This is a genomic window from Streptomyces sp. NPDC001714 (assembly GCF_042892755.1).
Taxonomy (GTDB): Bacteria; Actinomycetota; Actinomycetes; order Streptomycetales; family Streptomycetaceae; genus Streptomyces.
The window spans coordinates 77,947-98,660 of record NZ_JBIAUL010000009.1 but is presented as its reverse complement, the minus strand read 5'-3'; the positions used below and the strand labels follow the sequence as shown (position 1 = coordinate 98,660).

At 74.5% G+C, this 20,714-nt stretch carries 9 protein-coding genes; 7 read left to right on the top strand and 2 right to left on the bottom strand.

All coding sequences use genetic code 11. The features are described from left to right. Positions 1-28: 28 nt before the first annotated feature. From ACFY0P_RS24065 to ACFY0P_RS24035, 7 genes are all read left to right on the top strand, one after another. Positions 29-4,024 (top strand): amino acid adenylation domain-containing protein, encoded by a 3,996-nt coding sequence (locus tag ACFY0P_RS24065; protein WP_388916638.1) that lies wholly within the window; start codon positions 29-31, stop codon positions 4,022-4,024. Continuing rightward, positions 4,021-13,194 (top strand): amino acid adenylation domain-containing protein, encoded by a 9,174-nt coding sequence (locus ACFY0P_RS24060; protein ID WP_388916635.1) that lies wholly within the window; start codon positions 4,021-4,023, stop codon positions 13,192-13,194. The genes ACFY0P_RS24065 and ACFY0P_RS24060 overlap by 4 nt, the downstream gene beginning before the upstream one ends. An 11-nt stretch (positions 13,195-13,205) precedes the next feature. Beyond that, positions 13,206-14,291 (top strand): GSCFA domain-containing protein, encoded by a 1,086-nt coding sequence (locus tag ACFY0P_RS24055; protein WP_388916632.1) that lies wholly within the window; start codon positions 13,206-13,208, stop codon positions 14,289-14,291. Next, positions 14,230-14,931, top strand: a complete 702-nt coding sequence (locus tag ACFY0P_RS24050; RefSeq protein WP_388916629.1) for a hypothetical protein — start codon at positions 14,230-14,232, stop codon at positions 14,929-14,931. The genes ACFY0P_RS24055 and ACFY0P_RS24050 overlap by 62 nt, the downstream gene beginning before the upstream one ends. Before the next feature lie 63 nt (positions 14,932-14,994). Further along, positions 14,995-15,873, top strand: coding sequence for a TauD/TfdA dioxygenase family protein (locus ACFY0P_RS24045; RefSeq protein WP_388916626.1), 879 nt, complete (start codon positions 14,995-14,997; stop codon positions 15,871-15,873). Positions 15,874-15,895: 22 nt separating this feature from the next. Continuing rightward, positions 15,896-16,642 carry a hypothetical protein gene (locus tag ACFY0P_RS24040; RefSeq protein ID WP_388916623.1) on the top strand — a complete coding sequence of 249 codons (747 nt, stop codon included), beginning with the start codon at positions 15,896-15,898 and terminating at the stop codon, positions 16,640-16,642. 15 nt (positions 16,643-16,657) lie between these two features. Then, positions 16,658-17,287: a DUF3887 domain-containing protein gene (locus ACFY0P_RS24035; RefSeq protein ID WP_388916620.1), complete on the top strand. Its 630-nt coding sequence runs from the start codon at positions 16,658-16,660 to the stop codon at positions 17,285-17,287. Between the two features lie 184 nt (positions 17,288-17,471). Here ACFY0P_RS24035 and ACFY0P_RS24030 read toward each other — a convergent pair whose 3' ends face one another. Together ACFY0P_RS24030 and ACFY0P_RS24025 are read right to left on the bottom strand one after the other, a co-directional pair. Beyond that, entirely contained in the window at positions 17,472-19,589 is a 2,118-nt protein-coding gene (locus tag ACFY0P_RS24030; protein ID WP_388916617.1) for an exo-alpha-sialidase, read from the bottom strand. Between the two features lie 67 nt (positions 19,590-19,656). Then, positions 19,657-20,592, bottom strand: a complete 936-nt coding sequence (locus tag ACFY0P_RS24025) for a dihydrodipicolinate synthase family protein (RefSeq protein ID WP_388916614.1) — start codon at positions 20,590-20,592, stop codon at positions 19,657-19,659. Positions 20,593-20,714: the final 122 nt, after the last annotated feature.

Here is a 20,714-nt window from a genome sequence, read left to right as displayed (position 1 = left end):
TCCCGTCCCCCGACAGGAAGGCCAGACCTTGCCGGTGCAGAACACTCCCCGCCCCGTCCACGAGGAACCCGCCCACCGGGTCCGGCCTGCGTCCTTCGCCCAGCAGCGGCTGTGGTTCCTGGCCCAGCTCCCGGGCGGAAGCACCGCCTACAACGAGACCCTCGCCTTCCTTCTCACCGGCCCGCTCGACCGCGGCGTCCTGACCGCCGCCCTCGACACCCTGACCGACCGGCACGAGACCCTGCGGACGCGGCTGGTGGCGGAGGGGGGCGGAGTGTGCCAGCACATCGACCCGCCGGGCTCTGGCGCCACCCTGGATGTCGAGGACCTCAGCTCCGCGGCCGACCCCGAAGGGCGGGTGGCCGTGTGTCAGCGGGAAGAGGCGGCCAGGGAGTTCGACCTGGCGGCCGGTCCGCTCTGGTGCGGTCGGCTGCTCGTCCTCGGCGCGGCACGTCACGTGCTGTTGCTGACGTTCCATCACAGTATCTACGACGGAGCGTCGATGAACGTGATGATGAAGGAAGTCGGGCTCGTCTACGAGGCGTTGGCGGCGGGGGTGCCGGACGGGCTGCCGGAGTTGCGGCTCCAGTACGCCGACTACGCGGACGCCCAGCGGGAGTCCGTGCTCGGCGGCGCCCTCGCGGCCCAGGAGTCCTACTGGAGGGACGTGCTGGCCGACGCCCCGCCCGTGCTCGAACTGCCGCTGCCGGGACCGCGGCCCGCCGAACAGTGCTACACCGGCGGCCGCGTCGGGTTCGAGCTGGACGCGGACGTCACCGCCGCCCTGCGGAGCCTGGCCCGGGAACACGGGGCCACCTTGTTCGTGGCGGTGCTGACGGGCTGGGCCGTCCTGCTGTCCCGGCTGTCCGGGCAGCAGGACATCGTTGTCGGCAGCCCGGTCGCGGGCCGTCGCGGCCCGGGGACCGCCGGGCTCATCGGTTTCCTCGTCAACTCGCTCCCGCTGCGCGTCGACCTGTCCGGTTCCCCGACCGCGGCCCAGGCCCTGGCCCGGACCCGGGCGGTGGTCCGCGACGCCCTGGCCCATCAGGACCTGCCGTTCGAGCGGATCGTCGAGGTGGTGAACCCGCCCCGCAGCGCGGCCCACACCCCGTTGTTCCAGACCATGCTGGCCTGGGTCCCGGACCGGCACGACCTGCTGAAGCTGCCCGGGATCGAGACCGCGCCGCTGCCGATCGCCCACGCCCCCGCCAAGTTCGACCTCGCCCTGTCGGCGGCCGAGTCACAGGGCCGGGTCACCGGGCACCTCGACCACGCGACCGCGCTGCTGGACACCGCCACCGCCGAACGCTGGGCCGGACACCTCAGGCATCTGCTCACCGACATGGCCCGGCACCCGCACCGCACCGTCGACACCCTGGAGCTGATGGACCCGCACGAGCGCCTGACGCTGATCGGCGCCGGCGACGCCTTGAAGGAGCCGGACGAGACCCGTGCCCCGGCCGACGCGACCGCCACCGCCCTGCGCACGGCCTCCGGTCTCACCCGCCTCTTCGAGGCCTGGGCCCGCGCGCACCCGGCCGCCACCGCCGTCACCGACCGCGAGCACGCCCTGGACTACGGAACGCTCGACCGTCGTGCCAACCGGCTCGCGCACGCCCTGGTCGCCCGTGCCGTCCGCCCGGGCGACGTCGTCGGACTGCATGCCCGCCGCACCTGTGACCTGGCGGTCGGCATCCTCGGCATCCTCAAGGCGGGCGCCGCCTATCTGCCGCTCGACCCGGGGCAGCCCACGGAACGCCTCGCCGCGATGGTCGAGGACGCCGTGTGCCCCGTGGTCCTCAGCGACCGCAGCGGGGCGGACCGGCCGCGGGGCTGGCTCGGCCTCGGCGCGGTCGAGGCCGAGGGGAGGGCCGACGAGCGGCCGCCGGCCGGGATCCCCCGGACCCCGGACCAGCTCGCCTACGTGATCTTCACCTCCGGGTCCACGGGGCGGCCCAAGGGCGTCGCCGTCGAGCACCGCAGCGTCCTCAACCTCTTCTCGGTCTGGCACGACCGGATGGGCACCGCCCCCGGCGAGGCGGGCTCGGCCTGGTCCAGCATCGGCTTCGACGCCTCGGTCCACGAACTCCTGCTGCCCCTCACCACAGGCGGTGTGCTGCACCTCGTCCCCGAGGAACTGCGCGGCGACCCGCAGGAGTTCTTCGCCTGGCTGCGTGAGCACGAGATCGTGCAGGCGTTCCTGCCACCCGCCTACGTCAAGTGGGTCGACGAGGACCCGGACGGACGGCTGCGCGGCCTGCGCCTGCGCAAGCTGCTGACCGGGGTCGAGCCGCTGACCGAGGCCGCGCTGCACCGCATGACCGAGCGACTGCCCGGCCTGCGGGTCTGCTTCGGCTACGGCCCCACCGAGGCGACCCTCTACAGCACGGCCCACTACGACCCCCGCCCGCTGGACCGCCCGTGTCCCATCGGCGGCCCGCTGCCCGGCACCCGCTGCTACGTGCTGGACGCCCGGATGCAGCCGGTCCCGCCCGGCGTCGTCGGGGAGATCCATCTCGGCGGGGCGGGCCTGGCCCGTGGCTATCTGGGCCGCCCCGACCTCACCGACGAACGCTTCCTGCCGGATCCGTTCGTGCCCGGGGCCCGCGTCTACCGCACCGGCGACCTCGCCCGCTGGGGCGACGACGGCCTGCTGCACTACGCGGGGCGCGCCGACGACCAGGTGAAGCTGCGCGGCTTCCGTATCGAACCGGGCGAGATAACGGCGGCGTTGACGCGGCTGCCCGGCGTCCGCGAGGCCGTCGTCCTCGCCGACCAGGACCCGGCGGGCCGACCCCGGCTGGTGGCCGCCGTCGGCCGGGGTGGCGCCCCGGCCCGCACCGGCGCCGACTGGCGCACGGCACTCGCCCGCAGCCTGCCGGACTACATGGTCCCCGCCGTCGTCCTCGACCTGGAGACCCTGCCGCTGGGCCGCAGCGGCAAACTCGACCGCGCCGCCCTGCTGCACCTCGTCCACGAGCACACGTCCGACCAGGTCAACACCGCGAGCCCGCGGGACCACGTCGAACACGCCCTGTACCGCATCTGGCAACGCATTCTGCTCCACCCCTCGATCGGCGTCGGCGACAACTTCTTCGACGTCGGCGGCACGTCGCTGTCCGCCATCAGGATGGCCCACGAGGTCACCGAGACCTTCGGCCGCCGGCTGCCGGTCGCCGAGGTCATGGTGCGGCCGACGATCGAGTCGCTGGCCGCGCTGCTGCGCGAGGACGGCGCGCACCGCGCTCCGGGCAGCCTGATCGAGTTCCGCCGGGGCACCGGCCCCCGGGTGGTCTGCGTCCACCCGGCCGGCGGCACCGCGTTCTGCTACCTGCCCCTGGCCGCCCACCTGCCCGGACACGCCGGCCTGTACGGCATCCAGTCCCCCGGTGTGAACCCGGGAGAGGACGTGCTGCCCAGCGTGGAGGCCATGGCCGAGGCGTATCTGCGCCTCCTCGAACCCCTCGGTGCGGGTCCGCTCGTCCTGACCGGGCTCTCCTACGGCGGACTCGTCGCCCACGAGATGGGCCGCCTGCTCGGCGCCGCCGGACGGAGCGACGTGAGCGTGGTCCTCCTCGACACGCAGGCGACCGACGACGCCGAGGCCCGTGCGGCGATCACCGCCGTCGACGCGGCCGAGTTCCGCGACAAACTGGTGCGCTTCAACGGGATGTACCCCGGCATCGACGACGCCCAGGTGGACCGCTACTTCCGGATCTACAACCACAACCGGCTCACCGCCAGGGCGCACGTCCCGGCCGCCTCACCGGCCCGGCTGGTCCTGGCCGAAGCCGTGCCGGACGGCGCCGACACCGCCTTCCACGCCGAGGTCCGCGCCTTCTGGCGGCGGCGCGCGCAGGGCGAGTTCCGGGTCGAGACGATGGCCTGCGACCACTGGGAGATCCTGGAGGGCGCCGAGACTGCCCGGGTCGCCGCGCTGCTCGCCGCCGAACTCGCCCATCACGAAGGGCAGTCGCCCACCGCGGTGCGCTCCGCACCCGTACCGGCGGGAGAAGCCCGATGACCGACCGCACCGCACCCTGCGGACCGACCGGGACCGCACTCGCCGAAGCCGTGATCGCGCAGGCGCACCGCACGCCTTCCGCCGTCGCCGTCGAGGACGGCGACCGCCGGCTCGACTACGCGGAACTCGACCTGCTCAGCGGCCGGGTCGCCGCGAGGCTGCGCGAACGGGGTGTGGGCGCCGGGCAGTCCGTCGCCGTCCGCCTGCCCCGCTCCTGGCAGCTGGTGTGCGTCATGCTCGGCATCCGCCGCGCCGGGGCCACCGTCGTCCCCCTCGACCGGCTCAGCCCGCCCGACCGGCAGCGCCACATCCTCGACGACTCCGGCGCCGTCGCGGTCGTCCACGACGGCACGACCGAGCACGCCGACGGGATCGACGCCGGCCTGCTCCTCGGCCCGACCGCACCCCCCGCCACCACGGCGCCACCCGCACCCGCACCCGCACCCGCACCCGCACCCGCCGGGGACGGCAGCACGGGCTTCGTCTTCTACACCTCCGGCAGCACCGGCCGCCCCAAGGGCGTCGAGGTCACCGACGCGGGTGTGCTGCGGCTGGCCCGGTCCGGCTGGCTCGACCCGCGGCCCGGCGCCCGTTTCGCCTGTCTGTCCAACCCGGCCTTCGACGCGCTCAGTTTCGAGGTCTGGGCCCCGCTGCTCACCGGCGGCGTCTGCGTCGTGCTCGACGACTCCGAGGTGCACAGCCCGCACCGGCTCGCGGCCGTACTGCGCGAACGCCGCGTCGACACGCTGTTCATCACGGTCGCGCTCTTCAACACGGTCGTCGACCAGGTCCCCGGCTGCTTCGCCGACGCGGACCAGGTCCTGGTGGGCGGCGAACGGCTCGACCCGCGGGCGATACGCACCTGGTACGACGCCAATCCGCACTCCCCGACCGTCCTGCACAACGTGTACGGGCCGACGGAGGCCACGACGTTCGCCCTGTGCCACCCGATCCCCCGTGACTTCGAGGGCGACTCGATCCCCATCGGTACCGCGCTCCCGGGGACAGCGTTGCTGCTGCACACCACGGACGGACGCGCCGCGGAGGACGGCGAAGTCGCCGAACTCCTCCTCAGCGGACCGGCGTTGGCGCGGGGCTACCGCAACCTGCCGGAACTGACCGAGCGTTGTTTCGTCCGGCTGGAGGACGAGGACGGTACCCCGCGCCGCTGGTACCGGACCGGTGACCTGGTACGGCGGGACGCCGACGGGCGTGTGGTCTACGTCGGACGCGCCGACCGGCAGGTCAAGGTGCGCGGCTTCCGCATCGAGCCGGGCGAGGTGGAACAGCGGATCCTGGCCCTGCCCGCCGTGCGCCGCGCCCACGTCTGCACCCGGCGCGACACGGCCGACCGGCACGAACTGCTGGCCTTCCTCGTCCTCGGCGACGACCTCGCCTTCACGGACTACGAACGTCACCTCACCGCCGCCCTGCCGCCGTACATGCGCCCGCACCACACCCACCTCGTCACGGAACTCCCGCTGACCGCCAACGGCAAGGTCGACCAGGCCGCGCTGCTGCGCGACGCGGCCGCGCCGTGGCGTGGCACCCGTGCGGACAGGGTCGCCGTCAGCGCGGAGCAGCGTCCCGTCCTGGAGATCGCCGAGGAGATCCTCGCCGTCGGCGGCCTGCGTCCCGACGACCGCTGGATCCCGAGCGGGGGCGACTCCCTCAAGGCGCTGCGCTTCCGCTTCGAGATCCTGGAGCGGTACGGCGTCGACATCCCCCAGAGCCAGGTGCTGCGGGCCGACTTCGCCGCCCTCGCGGACGCCGTGCGCACCGCTGAGGCGGACTCGCGTCCGCCGGTGCCGCCCGCCCCGGACGCCACGGCCGCGCCCGCCACCAGCGAGCAGGAACGCCTCTGGTTCCTGCACCGGCGCGACCCCGACGACCGTTCCTACGACGTGCCGCTCGCCTTCCGGGTCCAGGGCCCCGTCGACCCGCGGGCGCTGCGCGGTGCGCTGCGCTCGCTGGTGGAGCGGCACCCTGCCCTGCGTACCCGGCTGGTCCCCGCCCCGGACGGCCTGCTGCAGCGGACCGAGGCGCCGTACGACCCCTGGCAGCCGCTGGACACCCGTACGGGGGAGCCCTGGCAGGAGACCGCCGACCGCTTCTTCGCCCACCGCTTCGACCTGACCGAGCCCCACATGCTGCGGGCCGCCTGGGCGGAGGGGGCCGATGGCGGCCTGCTGCTCCTGCATCTGCACCACGCGGCCGTGGACGGCTGGTCGCTCAACCTCCTCTTCCGCGACCTCACCGACACCTACGCGGGCGACACGGCGCGTCCGGCCCCGGCCGTGGGACCTCTCCACCTCGCCCGCTGGCAGCGCGACTGGCGCGCGACGCCCACGTACGAACGCCACCGCACCCGCCTGCGCGACCACTACGCCGACGCATCGCAACCGTCACCCGCCCTGCCCGCGCCCCGGCCCGGGTCCTCGGCCCGGCCGCGGGCCGGGCTGCTGCGTACCTCCCTCGACCTGGTCCGCCGTACCGCTCTGGACCGGCGCGCCGGGGAACTGGGCCTGACCAGGTTCCAGTTGCTGGTGTCGGCGTTCGCCGCGTGCCTGTACGGCGTGACCGGGCAGGCCCGGCCGCTGGTCGCCGCTCCGGTGGCGAACCGGCCGCGCCCCGAGTTCGCCGACAGCGTCGGCATGTTCGCGAACACCGTGCTCCTCGACCTCGCCGTACGGCCCGACGACTCCCTGCACACCCATCTCACCTCGCATGCCGAGACCGTGCGCCGGGTTCTGGAAGGGCAGGAAGTCCTCCTCGCCGACGTGCTCACCGACCCGGCGTTGCGCGACCGCGCCCCGCTCTTCGACTACCTGTTCGTCCTGGAGAACACGGAGTTCTCCGCACTGCGTCTGACGGACTGCGCGGTCGAGCCCCTGTGGCCCGAGCCCGCGGGGGCCAAGTGCGCGCTCACCCTCTCGGTGGTGGAGGACGAGTCGGGGTTCGGCTGTCTCTGGGAGTACCGCGACGACTTCGGCGCCGAACGGGCCGAGGCGGCGGCCCGGGTGTTCCGGCGAGCCCTGGACCAGCTGACCGGCGACGGCGCCGGCACCCTGCGCGAACTCGTCGCCCCCCACCGCACGGCGGCCACGGCCCACGGCACTCCCGTGGCGGCGGACTTCACGACGGTCGCCGAGGGCTTCGCCCGCCAGGTGGCCCGCACGCCGGACGCGCCCGCCGTCACCCTCGGCCACACCACCCTGACGTACGCCGAACTCGACGCCCAGGCCAACGAGTTGGCGTCGCTCCTGAGCGTGCCCGACGATCCCGCCGCCCCGGCGTCCGTGGCCCTCTACCTCCAGCCGTCCGTCGAGCACGTCGTCGCCCTCCTCGCCGCGGCCCGCCGTAACCTGACGGTCGTCCCCCTCGACCCCGCCTACCCGCCGGCCCTGCTGCGTCATGTGCTGGACCACGCGGCCCCGCTGTGCGTGCTGACCGGGGCCCAGGACCTCGACGTCCTGGCCGCGATCGCCCCGCCGTCCCTGCCCCGGCACGTCGTCACCCTCACCCGCACGCCCACCGCGCCGCCCGTGCCCTGCGGGCACCGCGGACTCCGGCCGCTCTACACCCTGTTCACGTCCGGCTCCACCGGCACCCCCAAGGGCGTCCGGGTCCCCGACCGGACCCTGTGCAATCTGCTCACCTGGCAGCGGACCGCCGGAGGGCTCGAACGGCCCGCCGTCACCCAGCAGTTCTCCATGCTCTCCTTCGACGTCTCCTTCCAGGAGATCCTGACCACCCTCTGCTCGGGCGGCGAACTGCGCCTGGTGAGACCGGCGTGGCGGCAGGACATGCCCACGCTGCTCCGGCAGTTGGAGACGGGCGGGGCGGAGCGGATCTTCCTGCCGTACGTGGCGTTGCAGCTGCTGGCCGAGCACGGCGTGCGCGCGGGGGTGTTCCCGTCCCGGCTGCGTGAAGTCGTCACCGCCGGCGAGCAGTTGGTGTGCACGGACGCGATCCGGCGCTGGTTCGCGGGGCTGCCGGACGGCGCCCGCCTCTTCAACCACTACGGCCCGACCGAGACCCATGTGGTCAGCGCCCTGTGCCTGGAAGGCGACCCGGCCTCCTGGCCGGCTCGCCCCGCGATCGGCCACCCGGTGGCGGGGGCCGTGCTGCGGGTGGCCGACGAGGGCGGTCTGCCCGTGCCGCCGGGGGTGACGGGCGACCTCCTCATCGGCGGTCCCATGGCGGGCCGGTGCTACCTGGGCGACGCCGCCGCGCACCGGGACCGGTTCGTCGACGACCCCGAACTGGGCACCTTCTACCGCACCGGCGACCGCGCCCGCTTCGACGAGAGCGGCCTGCTGCACTACGCCGGGCGCGACGACGGCCAGGTCAAACTCGGCGGCCACCGCCTCGAGCTGGGCCAGGTCGAGGCCGCGCTCCTCGGGTGTCCCGGGGTGGTCAACGCGGTCGCGGGGGTGCTGGACGGCCGGCTGGTCGCCGCCCTCCAGTGCCGGGGCGAGGATCCCGACCCGGCGGACCTGACCCGGCGGCTGGCGCGACAGCTGCCCTCCTACGTCCGGGTCACCGCCTTCCGCCGGGTGACGGACCTGCCGCGCACGCCGAGCGGCAAACTGGACCGCCGGGCGGCGCTCACCGCGCCGGGCCGCGAGCTGCGGCCGGGCGATCGCGTGGGCACCGGGCCGGCGCCGGACGACCGCTCTGACGCCGGGCCGTCGCCGCTCGAACGGCGGCTGGCCGAGCTGTTCCGGGCGGCGACCGGCAGGACCGTGGACGTGGACGAGCGGTTCTTCGACGCCGGGGCCACCAGTCTGGACCTGATGCGCTTCCAGCTCAGGTGCGCCGGTGAGGGGGATCTCCCGTTCTCCGTACCGGACCTGTTCGAGCACGTCACCCTGCGCGCCCTGGCCCGGCTTTTGACGGACGACGGCACCGCCGGCGACACACCGGCCCGGCAGCCGGACGCGGCCGGCGGCGCTCGGCCGGCGGACGGGCCCGTCGCCGTCGTCGGCATGGCCGTACGGCTGCCGGGCGCGCCCGACCTGGCCGCGTTCTGGGACCTGGTCGTCACCGGGCGCCGCGGCATCGAGCACTTCGCCGCGGCCGAGGGCAGGGTCGGCGCCCGCAGCCAGCCGGCGGGGCTGCTGGACTTCGACCCGGGCCGGTTCACGATCAGCCCGCACGAGGCCCGGCTGATGGACCCCCAGCAGCGCCACCTGCTGATGAACTGCGCCGAAGCCCTCGCCCACGCCGGAATCGGCGACCCGGCGCGGCTGCGCGTCGGTCTGGTCGCCTCCTGCGGCGAGAACACCTACTTCCAGCGCATGCTCCGAGAAGGGGACCCGGACCTGCTGCCCGACTCCTTCCGGCTCGCCCTGCACCACGAGAAGGACTTCCTCGCCACCAAGGCCGCCTACCATCTCGGGCTCACCGGACCGGCGTTCACCCTCCAGTCCGCCTGCTCCAGTTCGCTCGCGGGGGTGCACATCGCCGCCGGGATGCTGCGGCAGGGCGACGCCGACGTGATGCTGGTCGGCGGGGTCCTCGTCGACACGGAGCTGACGGACGGCTACGTCTACCGGCCGCAGCACATCTTCTCCCCCGACGGGCACTGCCGGCCCTTCAGCGCGGACGCCGAGGGCACCGTGGGGGCGAGCGGCAGCGGTGTGGTCGTCCTCAAGCCGCTGGCGGCGGCCCGCCGGGACGGCGACACCGTGTACGCGGTCGTCACCGGCTCGGGGCTGAACAACGACGGCTCCGGCAAGCTCGGTTACAGCGCCCCGTCGCTGCCCGGGCAGCGGGCCGCGATCCGGGCCGCGCTGGACCGCAGCGGCCGCCGTGGCGGCGACGTCGGGTACGTCGAGGCGCACGGCACCGGTACCCGGCTCGGCGACCCGGTCGAGGCGGCCGCGTTGCGGCAGGCGTACGGGCTGGCGGAGGACGCGCGGGTGGCGCTGTCGTCCGTGAAGAGCCAGATCGGGCACCTGGGCGCGGCGGCGGGCGTCGTCGGCCTGGTGCGGGCGGTGCTCGCCGTGCACCACGGGGTCGTCCCGCCGACGGCGGACTTCGACCGGCTCAACCCGGAGATCGCCGACGGCCCGTTCCGGATCCCGGTCGTCGCCGAGCCCTGGCCCGCCGGTCGGCTCAGAGTGGCCGGGGTGAGCAGCTTCGGCATCGGCGGCACCAACGCCCATGTACTGCTGGAGCAACCGGAGCCGGTGCCGGCCCCGGACCCCGCCGGGCCGCTGCCGTGTCTGGTGCTGTCCGGCGCCTCCGAGGCCGCGGTCCGCGCGGACGGGCACCGTGTGGCCGACTACCTCACGGCCCGTCCCGACGCCTACCCCCGGGTGCTGCGGCACCTCCAGACCGGCCGCCCCGCCCTCGCCCACCGCGCGGCGGCGGTCTGCCCCGACACCGCCTCGGCCGTCGCCTGGCTGCGGGCACTGCCGGCGGTCACCGCGGCCCCGCCCCGGAACGCGCCGGCGGTCGAGGGGCGCGACCCGTACGCCCTCGCCGAGGCCTGGCAGGCGGGCCGCACCGTCGTATGGCCGACGGGCCCGGCACCCGCGCCCTGGGACTTCCCGCCGCCCGCCTTCGACACCGCCGAGTACGACTTTCCGCGCGCGGCCGGGGAACGGTCCGGCGTCTCCCGGCTGCCGGCCGCCCAGTGGCTGCACCAGCCCCTGTGGACCCGCTCGCGGCGCGCCCGCACCGATGCCGCGGTGTCCCGCCGTACCGCCGTGGTGGTGATCGGTCCCGGACAGGACGGCGAGAGCTGGCGGTTCCTGGAACGCCACTACGCCCGGGTGGTGACCGTGCGCGCCGGAGCGGGCCTGACCCGGCTCGGTGCGGACCGCTACGAGGCCGATGTCGCCGACACCGGGCAGCTGACCGCTCTGCTCGACCGCCTGACCGGCGCGGACGAACCGGACGTCGACTGGCTGCACGCCCTTCCGCTCGCCCTCGACGGCAGCCCGACCGCGGCCGCGCTGGAGACGGCCGAGTGGGCCTGCCTCGACACGGTGGCCGCGCTCGCCCTGGCCCTCGCCGGCCGCCCGGAGGCGGGGCGGCCCCGGGTCTGGCTGCTGTCCCAGCGGGCGCAACCGGTCACCGGGACCGTGCACACCCCCGAGGCCGGTCTGCTCGCCGCGGCCCTCGAGGTCCCCCGGCAGGAGCTGGGCGTCACCCTGCGCTGGGCCGATCTGCCCGGCCCGCACCCGGCAGGCTGGGCCGCCCGCCTGCCCGATCTGCTCCTCGACGACACCGTCACCGACCGGGCGACGGCGTTGCGCGACGGGTTCTGGTGGCACCGGGCCACCGTGCCGGTGCCCGCCGGCGAGGCACCCCGGCCCGCCGCGGCGCCGGGCACCCATCTGATCCTCGGCGGCACGGGCGGCATCGGCACCACCCTGGCCGCGAGCCTGCTCCGGCACCCCGGGAACCGTGTCGTCCTGGTGGCCCGCGGTGCCGAAGTGCCCGCCGGGCTGCGGCCGTTCGGCGAGCGCGTCACCCTGGTCACGGCCGACCTGGCGGCGGAGGAACCCACGGCCGTCGCGGACCGGCTGGCCCCGCTGCTCGACGGTCTGGCCGGCATCGTGCACGCCGTCGGCGCCGCGGCGGGCGGCCTCCTGGCCCGGCGCGAACCGGCCGCCGCCCGTGGTGTCACGGCGGCCAAGCTGCGCGGCGCCCTGCTCGTGGAACTGCTCGTCGCCGAGCACGCCCCCGACTACGTCCTGTACTGCTCCTCGATGGCGGCCCGGTTCGGCGGCGTCGGCCAGTTCGACTACGCGGCCGCCAACGCCTGCCTCGACGCCTACGCCCACCACGCCACGCCCGGCGGCGACGCCACCGTACGCACGAGCGTCGGCTGGGACGCCTGGCGGGGCGTCGGCATGGCCCAGCAGCACGCCGCCCGTGCGGACGCCCGGCACCGGGTCCACCTGACCGTGGCGCTCACCCCCGAGGAGGGCACTGCCGTCTTCGAGCGGGCCCGACACCTCCAACTGCCGTATCTCATGGTCAGCACCACGGACCTGACGGCCGCCCGGGACTTCTACGAACCGGCCGCCACCGCCACCACCGCTCCCGCCGCCCCAGCCGCTCCCGCCCCCGCCGGTCCCGTGCCGGGCGACCCCGGTGCGGAGATCACCGGCATCCTCCTCGACCTGCTCGGTGTGGCCACCGTCGACCCGCAGGCCGCCCTGTACGACCTGGGCGCCGACTCGCTGACCCTGCTGGAACTCCTCGACGAGATCAAACGCCGGCACGGCACCGACATCGAGCTGTCCCGGCTCAGCCACCGGGTGAGCCTCGCGGAGATCCTCGGCCACCTCGGCAGCGGTGTCCGCACGCACGGCACGGTGGACGTCGAGGTGTGGCAGCGCGGCCCGGGGCCGGACCTGCTGTGCCTGGTCCATCCGGTGGGCGGGGACATCCAGGCCTACCGGCCCCTGGTCTCCGCCCTGCCCGACGACCTCACCGTCTGCCTGATCGCCGACCCCGGACTGCGCGCCTCCGAACTGCCGGCCGGCCGCCCCATCGAGGAACGTGCCGCGCACTACCTGGCCGCCGTGCGACGGGAGTTCCCGGAGCCCGGCCGCCGGCTGAGGCTCGCCGGCTGGTCGTTCGGGGCCTGGACCGCGCTGTCGATGGCCGCGCTCGCCGAGGCCGAGGAGCGTCCGGTCACCGCCCTGCATCTCCTCGATCCGCCGCCGCCCGGGGCCGGGCAGCGCCTCGCAGGCTACGACGAGGAACAGATCCAGGCGGTCTTCGCCCGCGAGTTGAGCGGAAACGGCCTGGGGCGGCCGGCGGAACGAGCCCACGCCACCGCCGGACCCGATCCGGAGACCGCGGCCCCCCTCGCGGCGCCCGGTCGCCTCTACGCCGAGCGGCTCGCGCGCTGCTGCCGGGCCAACCTCGCGGCCATGGCCGGGCACCGGCTGCCGCGGCTGCGCCGGACGCCCACCGCGGTATGGCTGGCGGCACGCCAGGTGGACGAGGCCGAGCTCGCGCCGGAACCGACCGCCCCCGGTGCCTGGGACCCGCATCTGCCCGCGCCGTACCGGCTGCACCACGTCGACGCCGACCACTACCAGATCGTCGCCGAGCCGCACGTCCGGGAGATCGCCGCCGCCCTCGCCGCGACCGCGTCCCCGTCCGCCGCCCGGCGGCAGCCCGCCGGACGGACCTGAGGAGACCACCCGTGCAGCATCCGTACACCCACCTGCCCGCGCGGTCGTTCTGGCGCACCTCGGTCGCCGAGCGCGACCCGGCGGACATCGACGGCCTGTGGACGCCGAAGTTCGCGATCGGCCAGGACGATCCCGTCGTCACCGCCGGCTCGTGCTTCGCCGCGCACATCGGCCGGGCCCTCCTGGCGGAGGGCATGCACTGGTACGACGCCGAACTCCCGCCTCCGGGACTGACGGCCGCCGAACAGGCGGCGCGCGGCTACCGCCGTTTCTCCTTCCGCACCGGCAACGTCTACACGGCCGCCGCGCTGCGCCAGTGGGTCGCCTGGGCACTGGCGGAGGAGGAACCGCCGGAGGAGGTGTGGGAGGAGGACGGTGCCTTCCACGACCCCTACCGGCCCGCGGTGGAACCGGCCGGCCACCGCTCGCCGGACGACGTGCTGCGCGCCCGCGCGGTCACGCTGGACGCGGTCCGCGCCGCCCTCACCAGAGCCGACGTACTGGTGTTCACCCTCGGCCTGACCGAGGCCTGGCACGACGTCCGTACCGGCACCGTCCTGCCGGTGTGCCCCGGCACCGTGCGCGGCACCTACGACCCCGGCCGGCATGTCCTGCACAACCACACGGTGGACCGGGTGCACCGCGACCTGACGGACGTGCTCGCGATGGCGCGCGGCGTCAACTCCCGCCTGCGCACGATCCTCACGGTCTCCCCGGTCCCGCTGACGGCGACCGCCACCGGCCGTCACGCGCTGGTCGCCACCACCCACTCCAAGTCGGTGCTGCGCGCGGCGGCCGGCCAGCTCGCCGACGCGTCGGACGACGTCGACTACTTCCCGTCGTACGAGATCGTCACCGGTTTCCCGTACCGGGCGGCGTTCTACGGACCGAACCTGCGCACGGTCACCCCCGACGGGGTGGGCTTCGTGATGCGGCACTTCTTCCGGGCTCTGCGGCCCGAGGGGGACGCGGCGCCGCCCGCGCCCGAACGGACCGCCCCCGTCGCCGGCCCCGCCGGTGGAGAGGACCACTGGTGTGACGATGCCGTACTCGACTACTACGCACCCCGTTCCCGCCCGGTTCCTCCTGCTCGGTGACTCGCACGCCGGCTGTGTCGGACGGGCCGCGCAGCAGGCCGGTCTGCCCTTCGTGGGCGGCCCGGTCGGCTCGGGGCGGGACTTCCTCGGACCGTTCCTCGACGACGGTGACGGCGACCTGGTCTTCCGGGAGGCGGAGGCGCGGCGGCTGGTCCGGGAGTTCCTGGACGCGCTCGGGGTGCCCGGGTTCGCGGGGCTCGGGGTGCCGCTCGTGTGCACGTTCGGGCTGAGCGCCCACACGGTGGCCACCCGGCAGAACTGGGACATCCACCGCGACCGGCACGGCACCGTGCCCGCAGGGTTCCTGCGCAGCGGCTTCTTCGCCGACCTGGTCCGGGCGAGTGCGCGCGGCGCCCTCGCCTTCTACGACCGTACGGCCGCCCTCGGGCTGCGGGTGCTGGCCCTCATGCCGCCGCAACGCGTCCCCGGTATGTCCGACCCGGACGTCTTCTTCGCCGCCCAGAACGTCATCGGCACCGAACTCACCGCGCGCGGTGTGGAGTTGGTCGACCTGCGCGCCCGCGTCACCGACAGCGCGGGGCACCAGCGGCCGGTCTTCTGCCAGCCGGACGACACGATCCACGGCAACCTCGCCTTCGGCCGCCTGGTGGTCGCCGGGCTTCTCGACGCCGGGCTCTGACTCCGCGCCCCCGCCCCCGCCCCCATCGACGCTTCCGTCCACCCCGTCCCGAGGAGGTCCCTCATGGAGGACTACGCACTGCACGCCGTAGAACGGCTCACCACCCGCCCGGCCGAGCCCTACGACACCCTCTCCGTCGCCCCGATCACCCCGGTGCTGGGCGCCGAGGTCACCGGGCTCGACCTCTCCCGTGAGCTGACGCCGCAACAGGAGAAGGAGCTCAGGCACGCGTTCCACACTCACCACGTGCTGGTCTTCCGGGACCAGGACCTGACCCCCGAGGAGCACAAGCGGTTCGCGGGCCTCTTCGGCGAGCTGCACCCCGTCGCCCTCGCCGCGGAGGGATCGGACCCGCACATCCTGGAGATCAAGGCGGACAAGGACTCCAAGGCCGTCGCCGGCAACGGCTGGCACTCCGACGGCACCGCCGACGCCGAGCCCTCCCTCGGCTCCATGCTGTACATCACCACGATCCCCGAGGGCGGCAGCGGCGGCGACACCCTGTTCGCCAACATGCACCTCGCCTACGAACTGCTCTCCCCCGCCCTGCGCGGCTTCCTCGACGGTCTGACCGCCCTCCACGACGGCGCCAAGCCCTGGACGGACGCCGGGCTGACCCCGCCGCCCGAGTACGAGGTGCCGCGCACCGAGCAGCCGGTCGTCGTCCGCCATCCGGAGACCGGCCGCAGGCTGCTGTTCGTCAACGCCCCCTACACCTCGCACATCACCCAGCTGTCCCGCGCCGAGAGCGACGCCCTCCTCGGAATGCTGTACGCGCACATCGCCCGCACCCCGCTGCTGCACTGCCGGGTCCGCTGGCAGGAGCGCACGCTGGTGTTCTGGGACAACCGCAGTGTGCAGCACCACGCGGTGTGGGACTACTTCCCGCACACCAGGCAGGGCCGCCGCGTGGCGATCGACGGCACGTCTCTGCATGCCTGACCGGCCGGAGGGGAGAGCGCGCATGGCCACGACCACGGCCGCCCCGGCGGCGTTCCTCGCCGCGCTGCGGACCGGGGCCGCCGTGCCGCCCCCGGCCGGCGTACCCGCCTGGCTGTGGCAGCTCGCCACCGCCCTCCACGGGGAGCTGCCGCCGCCGGCCGCGGACGCCTGGGCGACCCGTCTGCACGGCCTGCTCGGCACCGCGAGGGCTCCGGCCGGACTGCGGGCCGTACACGTCTGGCAGGCGGACACCGTGCTGCCGCTGCTCGCGGGCACGGCGGACACGGCGGACACGGCAGAGCCGACGGCCCTGCACCGCGCGGCGGCCGGGGGCACACCGGCCGACCGGAACACCTGGCGATCCGCTCTCGGCCCGCTCCTGCTGCGGCTGCACGACGCCGCCTACGACCGTGCCTCCGCCTACGCCGAGGGCCACAGGGGCGCCCGCGACCACGCCCTGGCCAACGGGTACTCCGCACCGGAGGCCGACGCGTACGGCCACGCCTACGCCCGTCTCAGCACCGAGGCGAACGCCCGCGCCTTCGCCGAGGCCCACGCGCAGGCCCTCGGCACGGCACTCGGCGCGGCGTACGCGGCCGACGACGCCCGAGCCTACGCCGACACCTTCCCCGAAGCGCAGCTGAAGGCCGTCGTGCGCGCCACGGCGACCACGAGCGAGACCTCCCGGCCCCAGCCCCTGCTCCTGGCCGACGGACTCCTCTCGGCCCTCACAGCCGTAAAGGAATCCTTGACACGACCAGGTGTGTAAACACATCCTTTACATGTGGCCGATTCCTCCACGAGCCTCGCCTCGCTGAGCGCCGAACTGGCCGGGCAGGCCTCGGTGCTGGCCGAGGCGCTGGCCAGTCCGCTGACCCCGCCCGCCTATCTCGACCTGGTACGACGCTCCCGGGACCTGGACGGGCTGGCCGAACAGGTGCTCAAGCTGTGCGTCCAGCAGTGCCGGGACGCCGGGCACACCTGGCAGGAGATCGGGGACCTGCTCGGCGTCACCCGCCAGGCCGCCTTCCAGCGGTTCGGCAAGCCCATAGACCCCCGAACGGGAGAACCCATGGACAAGACCGTGCGCATGGCGGACGCCGCCGGACGGGCCCGTGAGATCGTCACCGACGTCCTCGAAGGGCGCCTGGACCGGGCCCGGCAGTCCTTCGACGCCCGGGTCCGGGAGGCGTTCACCGACGAGGTGCGCGGCAGCGGCATGGCCACGGTCGCCGGTCTGGTGGGCGCCTTCGAGGGCTTCGGCGAGGAGGAACCGTTCGTACGGCGCATCGGCGACCACACGGTCGTCGACGTCCCGCTGCGCTACGAGGCCGGCGAGATGAAGGCCCGGGTCGCGTTCGACACCGACGAGAAGGTCGCCGGCCTGTTCATCCTGGCCGCCGACACGGCCTGACCGGAGGCCCTCGTGCTCGCCGGCTCCTCACCTCGTCTCCGGGCACACCGTGGACCGTGCTCGTCCCGCTGATCGCGCTCCTGCCCGCCGTCCTCTCGTCACCTGTCCGAGGTTCGGACGCAGCGCGGACCGCGAAGGCCGCCGGCGCTGTCTGCCGGGGCGGCACCGGGGCCGGCGCTCGGGTCTACGGACCCAGCAGGCGGATCGCGTCGGCGGCCACCACACCGTCGGCGTCGTTGGCCAGTTCGACCGACGTGCCGAGACCGGACCGGAGCCGGAATTCGCCCAGCGAGACCCAGGTACCGCCGCGCGGATCCGTGGTGCCCGCGGCCCGTTGGTCGATCCGTACGGTCGTGGTGCCGTCCGCGTGGACGACGGTGTACGGGGCGTTGCTCGCCCGGTTGGCGGCCGGGGGGTACGACGTCTGGATCTCGTACACCCCGTCCTGGGGTACCGCCGGCTGCCAGCGCACCTTTCGCTCGCCCGAACCGGCGGGCGCCGTACGGTAGTTGCCGGACCAGAAGCCGGGGTCCGCGGTCGCCGTCGGCCAGCTGCCGCTGACGATCGCGAAGCCCAGCCGGTCGTTGTCCACGACCACCTCGGCGCGTAGGTCGGCGGAACCCGGCGCCTCGATCAGGCTGAGCGCGTCGAGGCCGAGCCGGGTGCCGCCGCCCCGGCCGGGTGCCGTCACCGCGCAGCGCAGGGTGTGCCGTCCGGCGCGCAGCCGGGTGGTACCGAGGTGGGCCAGGTCGAATCCCTCGGCCGTCTGCGCCGTCGTGTCGATGGCGTAGGCGGGTAGCCGGGCGTGGTCCATCGTGACGGTGGCCAGGGCGCCGTCCGCCGAGCGGTGGTAGCGCAGGAGCAGCCAGTAGTCGCCGGTGCGCGGCACCCGGAAGGTGAACTCCACGGTGTCGCCGACCTGTTCGGGGGTGAGGACCAGCCGCTCGCCACGGCGCGCGAGCGGGTCCTCGACGGTCTGTACAAAGCCGCCAGTGACCTCGCGGTCCGCTTCGGCCAACGCGACGACGGCCTCCCGGTAGTGGGGGCCGCGGCGCAGGCTGTCGCGGCCACCGGTCAGCCAGTCGAGCGAGAAGCAGCAGACGTCGACCCGGCGCGGAACGCTCGCCATGTCACCGTCGCACCCGTAGAGCAGCACGATCGTGCCGTCGGAGAGCCGGGCCAGATCCGAGTAGAAGGAGCGGTTCTCGTTGATGACCCGCTGGTACCGGTACGAGATGCCCTCGTCGTAGCTGACCGACACCGTCATGTTGCATCTGACGGGCGAGTCGGGGCGGCTGAACAGCACGCGCCCGGGTTGACGGCTGCCGGGGCCGCCGGTGTAGCGCAGCAGGCCGGCGTCCACCGCGTTGAACGAGCCGGTGCCGCCGTCGAGCGCCGGCTGCGACCAGGTCGTGCCGTCGTCCGTGCTGACGGAGACGATGCGCTGGTTCTCGCCGCCCGACGCGAAGCGGCCGTTGACGAACACGGTGCCGTCGGAGCGCTGCACCATCCGCGCCTCGTTGATGGGGTACGCCACCTGTACGGGCACTTCGCCGGTCGCCTGCCAGGTGGTGCCGTGGTCGTCGCTGTAGATCGGCGCGACGCCGTAGTACCGCTGGGCCACCGTGTTGCCGACGATCACCCTGCGGTGCAGGCAGTTGAGCAGCAGACGGCCGGAGCGCAGCTGGAGTCCGTGGCCCGGACCGGGGCCGTGCAGGGCCCAGTTGTAGGGGAAGCCGTCGAACAGGCCTGCCAGGGTCCGTGGTTCGCTCCAGGTCTGGCCGCCGTCCCGGCTGGAGATCACGTAGAGCTCGCCCGAGTCGCCCGAGCAGGAGGCGTTCTGCGGAAGCCGGAGCGAGAGCATGTAGAAGAGGAAGACCTCCCGCGTCTCGCGGTCCACGACCAGTGCCGGGTTGCCCCAGGACTCGCCGTCGACGGAGGCGACCAGGGTGCGGCTCGCCTCCCAGGTCCGGGCGCCGTCGGTGCTGCGGCGCAGCAGCAGGTCACGCGGACCGGCGTCGCACACCTCGTGTCGGCCCTCGGTCACGGCCAGGACGGTGTCGTCGGGCAGCACGGCGAGCGCGTGGACGTGGTAGCTCACGAGCGGTCCCTCGGCGGCGTCCCAGAGGGTCTGCTCCTCGAAGAAGGCGCCGTGCCGGTCCGGTGCGGACGACCGGTCGGCGGCGTGCGCCGTGGATCCGAGGACCATGGGCCCCCACGCGGCGGTCGCCGTGGCACCGACGACGCCCCGGGCGAAGGATCTGCGGTTCATGGCGGTGCGGTTCGGTCTGTCTTCGGACATGGGGCCACCCCTTTCGGGCGGAACGGTGGAGGTACAGACAGGAGAGGGCACCGGTGCGGACTCGGGTTCAGGCGCGTACGAGATGCGCGTCGAGGGGGGCGAGCAGGTCGAGCAGCGCCTTGCGCTCTCCCTCGGAGCACGGGGTGAAGGGCGCCGCGGCATACGGCGGGCACAGCCCGCGCTCGGCCAGGACGGCCTTCACCGCCGGGACCCCGGGACGTACGGTGTGCAACGCCACTACCGCGTCCAGCAGTTGCTGCGCGCGCCGGGCGTCCTCGTCCCGGCCCTCGCGGTGGGCCCGGAACAGCTCGACGGTCACCGCGGGCGCCAGGTTGGCCACGCCGAGGACGACACCGTCGGCGCCGAGCCGCAGCGCGTCGAGTGCCTGCCGCTCCGCGCCCTGGCTGACCCCGAAGTCGTCGCGCCGCCGGGCCGCCGCGAGGGCGTGGCCGAACAGGGCCGGGTCGCCCGAGCTGTCCTTGATGCCCACCAGGTGTGCGAGGCCGGTCAGTTCGTCGAGCAGGGCGGGGGTCAGCGGGTTGCCGTAGCGGGGCGCGTGGTAGGCGACGACGGGAACACCGAGGCCGGCGAAGGCCGAGTAGTGGGAGACGATCTCGTCGTGCCGGTGGTGGAAGTAGATCGGCGGGCTGAGCACCAGCGCGTCCGGCGCGGCGGGCCGGACGGCCTCCGCCCGTGCCAGCGCCTCGGCGGTGCCGGGGGCCGTGACGTTCATCAGCACCGGTCCATCGTCGGTAAGCCGACGCCAGCGCTCGGCCACCCCGGCGGCGAACTCGGCCAGTTCCGCCGTGGGCAGCAGCGGCCCCTCGCCGTTGCTGCCGAAGAGCATGAGGCCGCGGGCGCCGGCGGCCGCGAGCGCGCGGAGCAGGGTGTCGGCGGCCGGAGCCGAGGGGCGTCCGGGGCGGTCCATCGGAGTGACCAGCGGCACGACGACACCACTCAGGAGCGCGCGACCGTCGATCCGCTCCCTCTCTTCGCGGGCCAAGTGCTCGACCCTCAGGTGCGGTTGCTCCGCCGCGGCGCCGTCGTGGCCGGTCGCGCCCCGCGGCTGAGCCGCATATCGATGCGGCCCCGCGCCCCCTCGGGGCGCGTCGACGTCCTGACCGC